Annotated in this window: 13 protein-coding genes; 5 read left to right on the top strand and 8 right to left on the bottom strand. The window is 37.8% G+C overall.

All coding sequences use genetic code 11. The features are described 5' to 3' along the window. Positions 1-23: 23 nt before the first annotated feature. Positions 24-392: a hypothetical protein gene (locus tag H9I37_RS01580; protein WP_187380741.1), complete on the top strand. Its 369-nt coding sequence runs from the start codon at positions 24-26 to the stop codon at positions 390-392. Here H9I37_RS01580 and H9I37_RS01575 read toward each other — a convergent pair. The 5 genes from H9I37_RS01575 to H9I37_RS01555 form a co-directional block, all read right to left on the bottom strand. Then, positions 376-4,158, bottom strand: a complete 3,783-nt coding sequence (locus H9I37_RS01575; RefSeq protein ID WP_187380740.1) for an acyl-CoA dehydratase activase — start codon at positions 4,156-4,158, stop codon at positions 376-378. The genes H9I37_RS01580 and H9I37_RS01575 overlap by 17 nt on opposite strands. A gap of 9 nt (positions 4,159-4,167) precedes the next feature. Then, positions 4,168-4,851 (bottom strand): cupin domain-containing protein, encoded by a 684-nt coding sequence (locus H9I37_RS11370; protein ID WP_222864167.1) that lies wholly within the window; start codon positions 4,849-4,851, stop codon positions 4,168-4,170. Positions 4,852-5,140: 289 nt separating this feature from the next. After that, entirely contained in the window at positions 5,141-5,830 is a 690-nt protein-coding gene (locus H9I37_RS01565; protein WP_255422455.1) for an ABC transporter ATP-binding protein, read from the bottom strand. Next, entirely contained in the window at positions 5,799-6,572 is a 774-nt protein-coding gene (locus tag H9I37_RS01560) for an ABC transporter permease (RefSeq protein ID WP_187380739.1), read from the bottom strand. The genes H9I37_RS01565 and H9I37_RS01560 overlap by 32 nt, the downstream gene beginning before the upstream one ends. After that, positions 6,547-7,506: an ABC transporter substrate-binding protein gene (locus H9I37_RS01555; protein WP_187380738.1), complete on the bottom strand. Its 960-nt coding sequence runs from the start codon at positions 7,504-7,506 to the stop codon at positions 6,547-6,549. The genes H9I37_RS01560 and H9I37_RS01555 overlap by 26 nt, the downstream gene beginning before the upstream one ends. Before the next feature lie 207 nt (positions 7,507-7,713). On the opposite strand from H9I37_RS01555, the gene H9I37_RS01550 reads away from it, so the two are divergent. Both H9I37_RS01550 and H9I37_RS01545 read left to right on the top strand, forming a co-directional pair. Beyond that, complete coding sequence (locus H9I37_RS01550; protein WP_187380737.1) at positions 7,714-8,298, top strand: DUF3793 family protein; 585 nt, start codon at positions 7,714-7,716, stop codon at positions 8,296-8,298. A gap of 7 nt (positions 8,299-8,305) precedes the next feature. Further along, on the top strand, positions 8,306-8,719 hold the full coding sequence (locus H9I37_RS01545; protein ID WP_187380736.1) for a flavodoxin: 414 nt from the start codon (positions 8,306-8,308) through the stop codon (positions 8,717-8,719). On the opposite strand, the gene H9I37_RS01540 is transcribed toward H9I37_RS01545, so the two are convergent. The 3 genes from H9I37_RS01540 to H9I37_RS01535 all read right to left on the bottom strand — a co-directional run bounded on the left by H9I37_RS01540 (position 8,714) and on the right by H9I37_RS01535 (position 11,823). Next, positions 8,714-9,547, bottom strand: coding sequence for an aldo/keto reductase (locus H9I37_RS01540; protein ID WP_222864166.1), 834 nt, complete (start codon positions 9,545-9,547; stop codon positions 8,714-8,716). The two genes, H9I37_RS01545 and H9I37_RS01540, sit on opposite strands and share 6 nt — an antisense overlap. 85 nt (positions 9,548-9,632) lie before the next feature. Then, positions 9,633-9,851 (bottom strand): aldo/keto reductase, encoded by a 219-nt coding sequence (locus H9I37_RS11365; protein WP_222864165.1) that lies wholly within the window; start codon positions 9,849-9,851, stop codon positions 9,633-9,635. 91 nt (positions 9,852-9,942) lie between these two features. After that, positions 9,943-11,823, bottom strand: a complete 1,881-nt coding sequence (locus H9I37_RS01535) for an ATP-binding protein (RefSeq protein ID WP_187380735.1) — start codon at positions 11,821-11,823, stop codon at positions 9,943-9,945. Positions 11,824-12,044: 221 nt separating this feature from the next. On the opposite strand from H9I37_RS01535, the gene H9I37_RS11445 reads away from it, so the two are divergent. Together H9I37_RS11445 and H9I37_RS01525 are read left to right on the top strand one after the other, a co-directional pair. Further along, complete coding sequence (locus H9I37_RS11445) at positions 12,045-12,497, top strand: NfeD family protein (protein WP_370586887.1); 453 nt, start codon at positions 12,045-12,047, stop codon at positions 12,495-12,497. A gap of 40 nt (positions 12,498-12,537) precedes the next feature. Next, the gene (locus tag H9I37_RS01525; protein WP_187380733.1) at positions 12,538-13,419 is read left to right on the top strand and encodes an SPFH domain-containing protein; all 882 of its coding nucleotides are present in this window, start codon (positions 12,538-12,540) and stop codon (positions 13,417-13,419) included. Positions 13,420-13,548 lie beyond the last annotated feature (129 nt).

The raw sequence follows: 13,548 nt of genomic DNA, 5'->3' as shown, positions 1-13,548 counted from the left end.
AGACATTCTTTCGGAGATTATTTATGGCATATATAGAATCAAAAAAAAATGAACTATACACTGCTGATGAACTTTGCACAATCAAAACCGCCCTTTCAGAAACAACGGAAAAATCAGCAAGTTTGATTGAAAAAATCACAAAAATGCAAAACTCAATCAAAGATAAACACAAGCAGGCACTTTTTTTTATGCCCGCACAAACTTACAATTTATTTTCTGTTTTTCAAAACCAAAACGCAATCTGCGACATCAACAAAAATGATATAAAGGCTGTTATCTCCATTTTGGAAAAATCTTCGTTGCCGCAAAGACTCATGGAAAAACTCAACGTTCTGAACGATTTTTTGCAGCAGGACAATACCGTGTATCCTGTCGTCACTGCGATTGATTAGCGTCCCGGTTGATGAGTTTTATAAAAGAATCGAGCATTTCAAAATCAGTTTTGTTTTCTTTTCCGTCAAACTGCATCTGAAACAAAGGCGTTTTGCACTTTTTCTCAGTTTTCATCATGTTCAGAATTGATGTTCCATTTTCATACATCGGAACAAGCTCAATAGTCGCATCGCAGCCTTTATGAAAAATTGTCCTTTCTGCATATCTGTACCGAAGATTTGTTCCCGTAAGCAATTTGACTTTTTTGTCTGCAATTTTTCGTAATCTTTTTATCTCCGTCCTTTTTATCAGTTTTTTTAAGCGTTTTTTTATTTCAGACGAAGTGTTTTTTTCTTGTCTGATTTTTTCCATCCACATAAAAAGATAATATTCCTTAAATGACTGGCACTTAAAATTCATTCGTTTTTCTTTCAAATATTCAAAAAAATGACTGTTGCAAATCCTGTTTAAAATAATTTGCGGATTTCCTGTTACATAAAATGTTTCAGCGCTTTGATTATTTTGATTATTTTCAAAACCGTTTTTTTCAAACATTTTGTCTGCATAACAGACGGCATTCCAAAAAACATCAAAATATTCTTTTTTTTGATAAATGATTTGCTCGAGTTTAGGAGCGATGATGTGTATGTCGCTTCTGCCAATCGAATCAAGTTTTGAACGAATTACTGTGGCATAAAATCCATCTGTTTCTGACCCTTCTGTCTGGAATAAAAGCAACTGTTTTATATCTTCGGATTTCGGATTTTCTTTTTCAAAAAGCAAGACATCACCTAAAAGGCTTACGAACGTTACATATTCTTTAGAAGTCGTGCTGTCTTTTCCCAAAGTGAGCGATTTTCTGCTAGTCGGCTCAAGTACTTTTGCATTGTAGCCAAGTGTTTTCAATTGCGTACAGATTTTGCTACTTATAAAGTCATAATGAGGAATATAAAGAGGAAGAGATTTATCTACTTTGTCAAAATCATCGGATAAAAATCCATGCACTGAATTATCTTTATAAATTTTATTTTCATTTTTTTCGAGATTTGATAGGAATGCTTCTATCCTTGTGAGCAGGCCTGTTTTTGAATAATGCTCGTCAACTTCAATCTGAAGGTACGGTTTTTTCCCCATAACTTCCGCAAAGAGGTGGTTTATCATCGAGTCCGGACCGCACCCATGGTTTGTAAGGTAAACGGCATACAAGTTCTGATTTTCTTTTATTATTTTTGCCCCGCTCAGAATATGCTGGCTGAAAGGCCAATAAAGATTTTTATAGTCTTTTGAAATGTCTACGCAGTGCCCTTCGAGGTTTCCCAAAGTGATAACTGTACAACCGCGTTCCAAAAGCAAATCAGGAAGCCCCATATTGAGCAAACCGTCTATCAATCCGTAAGTTCTCGTAATCAAAACAAGAACTTTTTCATTTTCAGGAATCTTTTCCAGAAGTTTTTTGCCGTCGCTTTCCTGAATTTTTTGAGCCATTTTGAGCGCTTTTCCTGATTTTAAAAGAGCATTCTTACATTGTATAGGGTTTTTCCCGAGCCGAAGTCCTATTTTCACCATCTCCAGCGCCATGTGAGGGGCTCCCATATCCATCTGTAAAACCGGATTCAAAAGTTTTATTCCTTTTTCTTCAAATCCTAAGACGTCGGCAACGAGACGGGCAGCACTTTGCATATAAACGCATCCGTAGTTGTGTTTGAGATTGGAAAGCGCATGTTGCATCGTGTACACAGATGGCATAAAAATGTAATCGACACTGGCATCTACAAGTTCCTGCATGTGCCCATGCATCAATTTTATAGGGAAACAAGTCTCTTCTTTTACAAGATTTTGGCTGAGACGGACGATCTCTTCATCTGTTCGCTGAGAAAGCACGACGTTGAATCCGAGCTCTTTAAAATAATTATATGCAAAAGGAAATAATTTATAAATCATCAGAGAGCGGGGAATTCCAACAGTTTTCTTAGAAGGCTCAAAATCTTCTGTATACATTCCGAATGTCGTTTTCTGGATATTTTCAAACAGATGTCTGTTCAGCTCAACAATCTCTCTGTCTACTTTTTTTTCTTTCGATTGATAAAATGCGTCCTTTGCCAGCAGTGCCATTCCTAAAGCACCGGTAACACTAAAATACGGAGTTATTGAGAGTCTGTTCCCGAATATTTTTTTGAACACGGCAACAATTCCGTGGTTGTAAGCTAACCCTCCTTGAAAGCAGATTCTATTTCCTATCGATTTTCCGCCTACAACTTTGTTTATATAATTTTTTACAACTGAATAACAAACACCCGCACATATATTTTCAAGAGAATCTCCCTGTGCAAGCAGATTTTCTATGCTGGTTTTCATAAAAACAGTACAACGCTGGTCAAGATTAGCAGGCTTTTTCGATTCAAACGCTTTCATTCCGAGCTCGAATGCTGTAATGCCAAGCCGACCTGCCTGTTCTTCTATAAAAGAACCTGTCCCGGCGGAACAAACTTTATTCATTGTAAAATCAACTGTTTTTCCGCCTTCGCATTTAATATATTTTGCATCCTGACCACCAATCTCAAAAATAGTGTCACATTCAGGGTTCAAAAATAAAGTTCCGGCAGATTGCGCCGTTATTTCGTCTTTCACTACAGGAATGTTGAATTTTTCGCCGATTGCAATTCGCCCGGAACCTGTAACTCCGCTGTACACAACATTCAGTTTGCCGGAGAACCGCTGTTTTAGACTTTCAAAACCTTTTTGCACCGCCGCCGCAGAATCTCCGAGCGTTTTAAAATATTGATAGTCTAATACATGATTTTTCTCGTCGACTAAAACAAAATTTGTGCTTGTAGAACCGACGTCTATTCCAAGGAAAACAGGAACGCCCGGCGCAAACTGATAAGTTTTATGAAGCTCTTCTCCAGGATAATCATCTTTTAACGTTGACAGATCCGCATCTGCGCATGAATCCGAGACAGAAACACAAAGTTCTTTTTTACTATTGAGCAGAGTTTCTTTCCACGCAATCAGTTTTTCTTTAGCTAAAATTGCGGTCCCGGCTGCTTGAGCTACTGGGCTTTCTGGAAGGACGATAAAATCTTTTCCCAAATGAAGATAATCTTCAAAAGCCATAATAACGCCGATATTTTTGCTGCATCCGCCGGCTAAAAAAACGGGCTTTTCTAACGGAAGCTTTGACATGATTGTCCCTTTGAAGTTGGCAACCATGGAATACGTAAGACCTTTTAATATGTTTTCAATCTTTTCGCCATCTTGCTGGCGATGGATTATATCGGTCTTTGCAAAAACAGAACAACGTCCCGCAATGCGAGGGATTGAAGTCGCTTTTGAAACATAATCCGAATAATCTTCGATTTTTGTACCAAGCCGCGTCATCTGGTCTTCAAAAAAAGAGCCTGTCCCTGCCGCACAATTTTTGTTAGCGGATAACTGAATGTTTCCATTTTGAAGACCTGTGATGTACTGCGAATTATGACTTCCCATCTCAACAACAGAAGCCGCGTTCGGACAGATTGCCTTTACTCCTTTTACCAAAGATTCTATAGAATTCTCACTTGAATCAGATATCAACCCTGAAAAAACACCGCTGGCAGCTCCGTAAGAGATTTCAGCTGCAATTTTTTCAGGAATTCCAGAAATTATCTGATTATAGCAATCACTTATTTTACTCTGATGAATCTTATAGTCGGAATAGATGATTTTGTTATCTTTGTCACATACGGCAATCTTAATCGAAGAGTTTCCTGCATCGATTCCAATGCTCAAAGGCAAGCCATAATCCATTTCATACACCTATTTCTTTACTACTGTAAGCAGCATCTTGTATGGTTCAATTGCTTTTACTGCGTGAGGAGCATTTGCAGGCATGATCAACGCCTCTCCCGCATTAATTGTCAATTTTTCACCGCTCAATTCAATTTCTGCTTTACCTTCAAGACAGCAGACAAAAGCATCTCCCGAAGCTGAATGTGTGCTAACTCCTTGTCCTGCATCAAACGCAAAAATCGTCATTGTCATAGCCTCGCTGTTTACAAGAGTTTTGCTTGCAATTGTTCCACTTTCAACGTCAATTTGGTCTTTGAGAGTAACGACCTTTCCTTGTTCAAAATTTTTAATAAACATATCCTTTCCTCCAAATTTATTTACAACCATAAAAGCCATCTTGTATGGTTTATTTCCGCTTATCTGAAACTCGTTCCCGCCTTTTACAAAAAGACATTTTCCTGCAATTGCAGAAGCTCCTTTTGCAATGCCGCTTTGCTTGACTTCTAGAAAAACTTCGCCTTCAAGGACGAGAAGCAAAACATCGCCGGGAATTACCTGCCATGTGATGCTTTCACCGGCTCCAAAAGAATAGAGAGTCATATCAAAATATGATTGCGCGCAGACATTTTTACTTATCACCATCTGCGGCTTTACCGCAATAAAGTCGCACAAATTAAAAACTTCTCCAATGGGGAGTTTTGAAAAAAACATTCTATTCTCCTATAAAAACTTTTGCAGGAAATAGCAATTTCCGAAAAAGTTTTTAGCCGTGCGCAAGAGCGCACACGTTCAATAGTCGAGTTTGCAAAATAAAGCGTATCGTATTCATTTGATTTTTATCGAAACGACACGTATACACGTCTTCTGCAAACATCCAGGCAAACTCGAGATAAAAAGTATCGGCGATATTTCAGACGACACTTTTTATCACACCTCCTTTCTAAATACGTCAAGTAGAGGCTCGTTACGCTCAAACCTGCGACTTCGCCGTATTAAAGGCTTAAGATAAGCCCTTTATCAGTCTAAAGATTTCATCTCTCAGTAAATCTTTTCCAATTCCTGTTCTTGTTTTTTCTGTAAGACAGATTTTCTTAGCAATCTTGCAAGGGTTTTTCTGTAAAACAAGAATCTTATCCGCTATCGAAAGCGCTTCTTCAATATCGTGAGTCACAAACAAAATAGAGTTTTTCTGTTGCGCCTGAATCTTCTTTAAGTCAACCAACATCTGCTGCTTCAAGATATAATCGAGAGATTTGAACGGCTCGTCCATAAGAAGAAAATCGCATCCGAAATACAAAGCTCTTGCAATAGAACAACGCTGTTTCATCCCACCGCTGAGCTCTTCGGGAAAATAATTTTCATAATTTTTTAAGCCTGCCATCTCAATAAACCGATTGACTTCCTGATTGCTTCCATCTTCGCGGACAATCTTTATGTTTTCAAAAACTGTCAACCAAGGAAGAATCCTGTCTTCCTGAAAGACATATCCGACTTTATGAAAATCACTTTCGACAAAACCCGTGTAGTCGGAAGTTAGCCCCGAGAGAATATTCAACAAAGTTGTCTTTCCGCATCCGCTCGGCCCGACAACCGCAACAATCTGATTGTCTTCAACTTCAAAAGAAATATCAGAAAGAATTTTTTTATGATTATAGTATTTACGAAGATTTTGAACTCTTACCATCTGCATTTGTCCTCATTCGTTTTTTATCATCAAAAAATAAAGCGCAAACTTTGTCGTAAACAAAATACATGGCAACTGCCACAACCGTCCACGCAATTATCATTTCACTTTCAATATTCAATCTCGCTGTGACAATTTGCCCCCCGATTCCCGAAACTGTCGTCAAAACTTCTCCCATCACGATAGTTTTTGAGGCAGTTCCCACCGCGATTTTCAAAGCTGAATAAACCTGCGGTTTGATAGACGGCCAGATTATTTTTTTTATCTGCTTTGACTTTGAAAACTTAAATACTTTTGCCATTTCTAAAAGTTTTTTATCAAGATTTAAAATTGCGTCCTGAACGCATATTACGATTGTCGGAAAAATCGCAACGGCAGAAATCGCAATCGCAGGTTTTCCGTTGTATCCAAGCCAAATAATTGTAAGAATTAAAATGGAAACAGGCGGAACAACTTGCAAGACATTTATAAAACTTATGCAGAGCTGGCGAAATACTTTGTTTGTACCACAAAAGAATCCGACGACTCCCCCAAAAAGAACACCGAAAAACAAGCCGAAAAACAGCCTGTAAAATGTTCTTCCGATTTCCAGCCACATTGTTTTTGAAACAAAAATCTGACCAATCGACTTGATAACCGAAGGGATCGACGGTATTACAATCGGTGGGTAGATTAAACTCAAAACCCACCAAATCAGTACAAAAACGGATGCAGAAAGAATTTTATTTCTTATAAAGCATGCCTTCATTAGGAATTTTTCCGCCTACCATTGTTTTGTCAAAATCATTGAGAATCCTGTATAGCTGATCCAAATCTTTTTTTGCATCGTAAGCATTTTTATAATACAATCCCATTCTCGGAATTGCGTTTTTTATCAATCCGGCTTTCAAACCAAGATATTTTTCTGCCAAAATTCCGGCTTCCTCAGGATTTTCCAAAACCCAATTCAGAGCTTTTTCATATTCTGCTTCAAACTTTGCAACAACTTCTGCGTTCTTCTTGATAAAACTTTTACGACCTCCAAAACCTGCGTTAGGAATGATAGACCCGTCATCTGTTACTTTTTTCCACTCGTTTTCAAAACTTGTAGCAACACGTACGCTTTTATTCTGCATTAGACAAGCTGTAACTTGAGGTTCTATCTGAGTTGCATAAATTGCTTTTCCACTTACAACAAGCTGCGTAACTTCCGGGATAGAAGCGTATATCAGTTCAACGTCTTTTCCAACAACAAGCCCTGCTTTTCCAATAAAAAATTGGGTCAAAGCGTCAGGCGGAGAAGACCGCAATGGAACGTAAACTGTTTTTCCCTTCAAATCTGCCCAATCTTTGTAATCTGGGTCTGATGTAAGAAAATAAGTTACTCCCCATGTGTTTACATTGGTCAACATTAAAGGCATTCCTTTGTTGTAAAGTTTGCCCACAACAGTAAGAGGGAATGCGAACATATCCTGTTCTTTTCCCTGAATCATTGCGATCAACTGTTCAGGTGAATTCCACACAGAGAATTCAACTTTTGCGTCATCTCCAAGAGCATTTGTCTCAATCATCCGAATGATTGGCAATGCCGGTGGAGCCTTTGGGATACCTACTCGTATCACTGTTTCCTTTGATTTTTTGGAAGCTGCAAACACAGACAACGCCATGCATGCGAAAACTGCCATAAAAACTGATTTTTTCATCTGGAAACCTCCTTTATTTTGGTTTGTAAACTTAACTAAGTTTCATATACATGTTAGTGAAAGCTAACCCGGTAAACTGTTGCTTATGCAACAAATTTGTTGGTTTTTTAAATTTTATACACATTGTTAGCACTAACTAACTTTTTTCTGAAAATCTATTGACTTGTTTTAGAAAATCATTTAATTTTTGTTTTAAGGTTGTTAGTTATGACTAATATTGATATCAATCAACTTTTTCTTCGGTGTTCGTCTCATACAATGTGCGGAATAAAACCTGCAAATCTATTCACAATTCCATCACAGCAGTTTTCAAAATCTGCGCTTGAAAATTGGGAAGTTCTTGCAAACAGACAAGGGATATCTATCTCCGCATTCAAAAGCTCATCAAACATAACGATGATTTTTATTTATAACATTGTCTGGATTGGAAAAATTCTTGAAGATTCATTTGTCCAAGCGTATCTGTGCAGTAAAGGGTTTTCAAACCTTTTTGACACTACAAAAACTCTTCGTGAATTATTCTATCGTCTTCAGACTAATAAAAATTTCCCACACGAGGTCGGTATTTTTTTGGGCTACCCGATAGAAGACGTTATCGGTTTTGAAAAAAATCAGGGAAAGTCTTCTAAATACTGCGGATACTGGAAATCTTACTGCAATCCGGAAGAAGCAAAACGGTGCTGTGAACGTTATAAGCAGTGCAGTCAAATGTGTAATCAATGGTTTTCTGAGGGGTTTTCTATTCCTCAGATAATCAAAAAATATAAAGAAATGGCTAAAAAAGCCGCGTGAGGTCAAAATGAAAGTATCTATTATTTATGCCAGCACAACAGGAAACACAGAGGCAATGGCAAACTCAATCAAAGAAGCTGTTGCTTCAACAGGTGCTGAAGTTGTTTTTGGAACTGCCGACAATGCTGACGCATCATCTGTTACATCTAGCGATGTTATACTGCTTGGAAGTCCTGCAATGGGCGATGAAGTTTTGGAAGACACAATGGAAGCTTTTTATACAGGTATTGAAAGTGGTCTTTCAGGCAAAAAAGTTGGGCTTTTTGGTTCTTACGACTGGGGTGACGGTCAGTGGCTCAGAGATTGGGAAGAAAGAGCAAAAGCTGCCGGTGCAACAGTTACAGAAAGCCTTATGGTTCATTTAACTCCAGAAGGTGATGATATTTCTAAATGCCAGGAATGGGCTAAAAAAGCTCTATAGACTGTGATACATCAGCTTGCGAGCTAAATCTATTACAATTTTAAAAGGAAGCGGACGAAGTTCTTTATCTGCTTCCTTTAATTTTTTAATGATAGGCAGATTCTGTGGACAATGTTTTTCACATATCCCGCAGCCTCTGCACAAAGTCGCAAAAGACGGTTCTTTTGTAAAGGCGACTGTTTGAAAAAATTGCAGACGACCGCTCTTCTTTTTTTCGGTATACATAGTGTTCCAGCACCCGAAAATTCCCGGAATATCTACTCCTTTGGGACAAGGCATACAATATCGGAAGTCCGTGCAACCGATGCGTTCGTTTTCCTTAATTGCAGCCGTAACTTCTTTAAGAAGATTAAAATCGGCCTGTTCAAACATTCCAACTTTTATCTCATCTGCAATGCGAACATTTTCTTCAACCATCTCCAAAGAATTCATCCCCGATAAGACTGTTGTTATTTCCGGTTGGTTATAAAGCCGGCGAAACGCCAATTCAGCCGGAGTCCAGCCTCGTTTTTTGCCATGTTCACTTTCTGCAAACAATTTTTTTGCTTTTTCAGGGAGCATGTTTACAAGTTTACCTCCGCGCAGAGGTTCCATAATTATCACAGGAATTCCTTTTTTTGCAGCGGCTTTTACCCCAACAACTCCTGCTTGGGAAACTTCATCAAGATAATTGTACTGTATCATGCAAAAATCCCAATCATAGCTGTTCAAAATGTTTACAAAGCCATCAGAATTTCCATGGTAAGAAAACCCGATGTTGTGAATCTGTCCGCTTTTTTTTTCTGCTTGATCCAGTCTTCTATCCCGATTCGCTTCAGTTTTTCCCACATCTCTATATCTGTCAAATGATGCATTAAATAATAATCTATATAATCAGTTCTAAGACGAGAAAGCTCTTCTTTAAAATATCGCTCTATAGCATTTTATCGCGGATTAAATACTGCGGCAATTTTGTTGCGATATTTACATTTTTACGAATTTTGTTTCTTTCGAGAATTTCGCCGAGAACAGCTTCGCTTCCCGGATAGATATACGCTGTATCGTAATAATTTATGCCTGCACTGTATGCAGCCATTATTTCTTTTTCAGCTTTGTTTATGTCAATCACGCCGCCTTTTTTGGTAAAGCGCATACAACCATCCCTAAAATCGACAATCCTTTGCCATATTTGTCTTTTCTAAACTGCATATAACACCCTCAGACTTTTTTAATTTTTACAACGGCTAACATATTATCGTAGCTATGATTTTGCACAAAACATCCATATCGATCGGTTTTGAAACATGGGCGTTCATCCCCACCTTCAGCGCAGCTTTCTTGTCTTCTTCAAATGCATTTGCTGTCATCGCTATGATTGGTATATTCGCTTTCTTCTTATCTGATAAATTTCGGATAATTTGTGTCGCCGCATAACCATCCATAACCGGCATCTGAACGTCCATTAAGATAAAATCGAATGTTCCTGCTTCGCTATTTTTTATTTTCTCGATGGCAACTGAACCGTCATTTGCAGTTTCAACAGTTAGACCTCTGTCTTCTAGCAATTCAAATGCAATTTCTCTATTGAACAAGTTGTCTTCTACGAGGAGCACTCGTTTTCCCGATAAATCAAAAGGTATTTCATCGTCTTTATGATTTGCAACATTTTCCTCGACAATCTTCATTGGAATTGTTACAGAAATTTCCGTGCCTTTGTTTTTTTCACTTTTAATCTCTATTTTGCCGTTCATAGCGTCAACAAGACGTTTTACAATGCTCATCCCAAGTCCTGTCCCCTGAACACCTGTTGTAGCGTCAGTTCTTTCTCGCTCAAAAATATCAAATATCTTTTCTACAAATTCGGGAGCCATTCCTATCCCGTTATCCCGCACTATCGCCGTGTAATTTGCCCAACCTGGTTTGTCACTCGGAGTTTCTGTCCAAACGCGCGAAACATGACCTCCTTCATTTGTATACTTTATTGAATTAGAAAGGAGATTCAGCGTAATCTGCATTATGTGCAACTTATCTGAATACACAACGGGATGTTCAATATTATCTATCAGCTCCAGCTTAATTTTTTTTGATTCAGCCATTTCTCCTAATATTGTTTTAATATTTTCTGTCCCCTCAAGGAGATTTACAGGCGCACTTTCAATGTCAAGCTTTCCGTTTTCAATTCTAGCCATCTCAAGAATATCATTTAAAATTGTCATCATATATTCGCTGGAAGTTTTTACTTTTGTAAGATAGTCTTTGACTTTTGCTGCGTTTGAAACGTCTTTTAGAGCGAGCGTTGTAAACCCGATAACAGCATTCATTGGCGTTCTAATATCGTGAGACATATTAAAAAGAAACATGCTTTTTGATTTATTTGCAGTGCCGAGATCTTCTGATTTTTCTGTCAACGCAAGTGCATACATCACTATGATGATCACTCCAAACACGTAAATAAAAAAAATAATAAATATAATGTGCCGATACTGGGTTAAAACTTGAGAAACAGATTCATCGATTTTTCGCAAAGTGATTCCTCGCGAGATAGTCCAGTCAAAATCTTTATAAAGAGACGAATATGTTATCTTCATAGTTTTGCTATCTGAATTCATCGTTTGAAATTGATATGTAAAGAAAACAAAACCTTTTTTGTTTATTCCTTCCAGTTCTCTTTTAAAAGGAAAGTTTCCAACCCCATCGTCAGAATTTGTGGAAAGCAGAAGACCTTCCGTATCTCTCAAATTCGGATGAATCAGACGAACTGCATAATCATCTCCGCCATTATAATTTTTTATCTCTTGAACCCACATATAAGATTCATCTTCAAGGTTCGCTGAATAAAATATTTCTCGCAAAAACTTTTCAACCGCTTTTTTTTCTTCGGTAAAAGTAATATTCGGATTCGCATTTTTAAGCTGCGTTCGCATAGCATCTATCTCAATTTTTAAATTTTCGACAGAATCTTTGTAAAATTCTCGCTTTATATCAAGTGTGTTTTTATAGAAAATCCCCTTTAGTTCTGTGCTGGCAAAAGTAACGACAGCGATAAGAATCAATGTCGTAGCAAAAATTACAGACATTGCAGCTTTTAATCTTCTAGTATTTTTGTAAACTTTAAAATCTAACATCGTAAATAATTATAAACTAAAAATGTCAAAAGTCACACATAAAAGCAATCGCCATTATGCTAAATTTTATGCGAGGTGCGGATTTTATCGCTCTGTGCAAAATTTGTCGTTGGTGCAAATATTTTCGTGCTGTCCAAAACTTCCGTCGTCACAAATATAACAATCTTCACCGTTTACAAATAGTAATTAATGAATTACTATTTTATTGCGGAGGCGCAAAAGTGGGAAATGTCATCTCCTTTTTAAATAACAATCTTCCATGGGTTTGGCTCGCTGTGGCAATCGTCTGCATTGTCATAGAAACATTTACTCTGACGTTGACTACAATTTGGTTTGCAATCGGCGGCGTTATTATGGTTTTTCTTGCCTTTATTCCGATTCCATTTGCTGCACAATTGTTTATTTTTGTCGCAATATCTTTAGTGCTTTTGATTTTTACAAGACCTGTAATTAAAAATAAAGTTGATAAAAAAAAGATTGCAACAAATTACGAAAGAATAATCGGCAAGACTGCTGTAGTTACAAAAAAAATTACAGCATTAGAAAAGGGAGCAATCAAAATCAACGGTATAGAATGGTCGGCTTCCGTTCATGGCGATGTTATCCTTGAAAAAGGCAGCACGTGCACAGTAGAAGATGTCGAAGGCGTCACAGCCTACGTAAAGAGAAATTAAAAAGTCAGATGATGACCTGATAGATATAGAGAGGAAAAATATGTTATACGCAATTATCGTAGTTCTTGTTATTGTAATGCTCCTTTTCATTACAAATATTCGCATTGTTACACAGTCGAACGCAGTGATTATTGAGCGGCTCGGTGCTTATGAAAATACATGGCAAACCGGCTTGCATGTAAAAATTCCGTTTATTGATCGATTGGCAAATAGAGTTACTCTTAAGGAACAAGTTTTAGACTTTCCGCCACAACCTGTAATCACAAAAGATAATGTTACAATGAATATCGACACTGTAGTTTACATGCAAATTACAGATCCAAAATTGTATACTTACGGAGTTGAAAGACCGATGCTCGCTATTGAGACGTTGACAGCAACTACACTTCGTAACATTATCGGTGAGCTAGATCTCGACGCCACCCTCACAAGCCGCGATGTCATAAATACAAAAATGCGTTCTATCCTTGATGAAGCGACTGACCCTTGGGGAATTAAAGTAAACAGAGTTGAAGTAAAAAACATTCAGCCGCCTGAAGCAATCCGTGAAGCGATGGAAAAACAGATGCGAGCCGAGCGAGAACGACGTGAAAAAATTCTTGTGGCGGAAGGCGAAAAGCAGTCTCAAATTCTCGTTGCTGAAGGTAAAAAACAATCGATGATCCTTGAGGCTGAGGCTCAGAAAGCTGCGGCAATCTGTAAAGCACAAGGAGAAGCTGAAGCGATTCTCGAGATTCAAAAAGCTACCGCAAACGGGCTCAAAATGATAAAAGACGTCAACCTTGACGAAACGATGATAAAATACAGAAGCCTCGAAACTATGGAAAAAGCTGCAAACGGTCAGGCAACAAAAATCATTGTTCCGGCAGATTTCCAAAACCTTGCCGGAATTGTAAAAGCAGTTTCGGAAATCTCAAAATAAAAATTTAATATCTGCGATTGACAAACCTCCCGTTTATGTCTACTATATGTAGTGTAACTAGTTGATTAAACGACGACCGAATACACTAGATATAGTTACAAAAAAAAAAATAACGGGTGGGATACAATT

Origin of the sequence: Treponema sp. Marseille-Q3903 (genome assembly GCF_014334335.1) — a bacterium.
Classification (GTDB): domain Bacteria; phylum Spirochaetota; class Spirochaetia; order Treponematales; family Treponemataceae; genus Treponema_D.
Note: the sequence above shows the minus strand (reverse complement) of the source record. Positions and strands in the feature narration are given on the sequence as shown.

What these genes read in the sequence shown, in the direction of transcription:
- H9I37_RS01580 (WP_187380741.1), top strand. Translation starts at nt 24, where the DNA reads ATGGCATATATAGAATCAAAAAAAAATGAACTATACACTGCTGATGAA.
- H9I37_RS01575 (WP_187380740.1), bottom strand. Translation starts at nt 4,158, where the DNA reads ATGGATTATGGCTTGCCTTTGAGCATTGGAATCGATGCAGGAAACTCT.
- H9I37_RS11370 (WP_222864167.1), bottom strand. Translation starts at nt 4,851, where the DNA reads ATGTTTTTTTCAAAACTCCCCATTGGAGAAGTTTTTAATTTGTGCGAC.
- H9I37_RS01565 (WP_255422455.1), bottom strand. Translation starts at nt 5,830, where the DNA reads ATGCAGATGGTAAGAGTTCAAAATCTTCGTAAATACTATAATCATAAA.
- H9I37_RS01560 (WP_187380739.1), bottom strand. Translation starts at nt 6,572, where the DNA reads ATGAAGGCATGCTTTATAAGAAATAAAATTCTTTCTGCATCCGTTTTT.
- H9I37_RS01555 (WP_187380738.1), bottom strand. Translation starts at nt 7,506, where the DNA reads ATGAAAAAATCAGTTTTTATGGCAGTTTTCGCATGCATGGCGTTGTCT.
- H9I37_RS01550 (WP_187380737.1), top strand. Translation starts at nt 7,714, where the DNA reads ATGACTAATATTGATATCAATCAACTTTTTCTTCGGTGTTCGTCTCAT.
- H9I37_RS01545 (WP_187380736.1), top strand. Translation starts at nt 8,306, where the DNA reads ATGAAAGTATCTATTATTTATGCCAGCACAACAGGAAACACAGAGGCA.
- H9I37_RS11365 (WP_222864165.1), bottom strand. Translation starts at nt 9,851, where the DNA reads ATGCGCTTTACCAAAAAAGGCGGCGTGATTGACATAAACAAAGCTGAA.
- H9I37_RS01535 (WP_187380735.1), bottom strand. Translation starts at nt 11,823, where the DNA reads ATGTTAGATTTTAAAGTTTACAAAAATACTAGAAGATTAAAAGCTGCA.
- H9I37_RS01525 (WP_187380733.1), top strand. Translation starts at nt 12,538, where the DNA reads ATGTTATACGCAATTATCGTAGTTCTTGTTATTGTAATGCTCCTTTTC.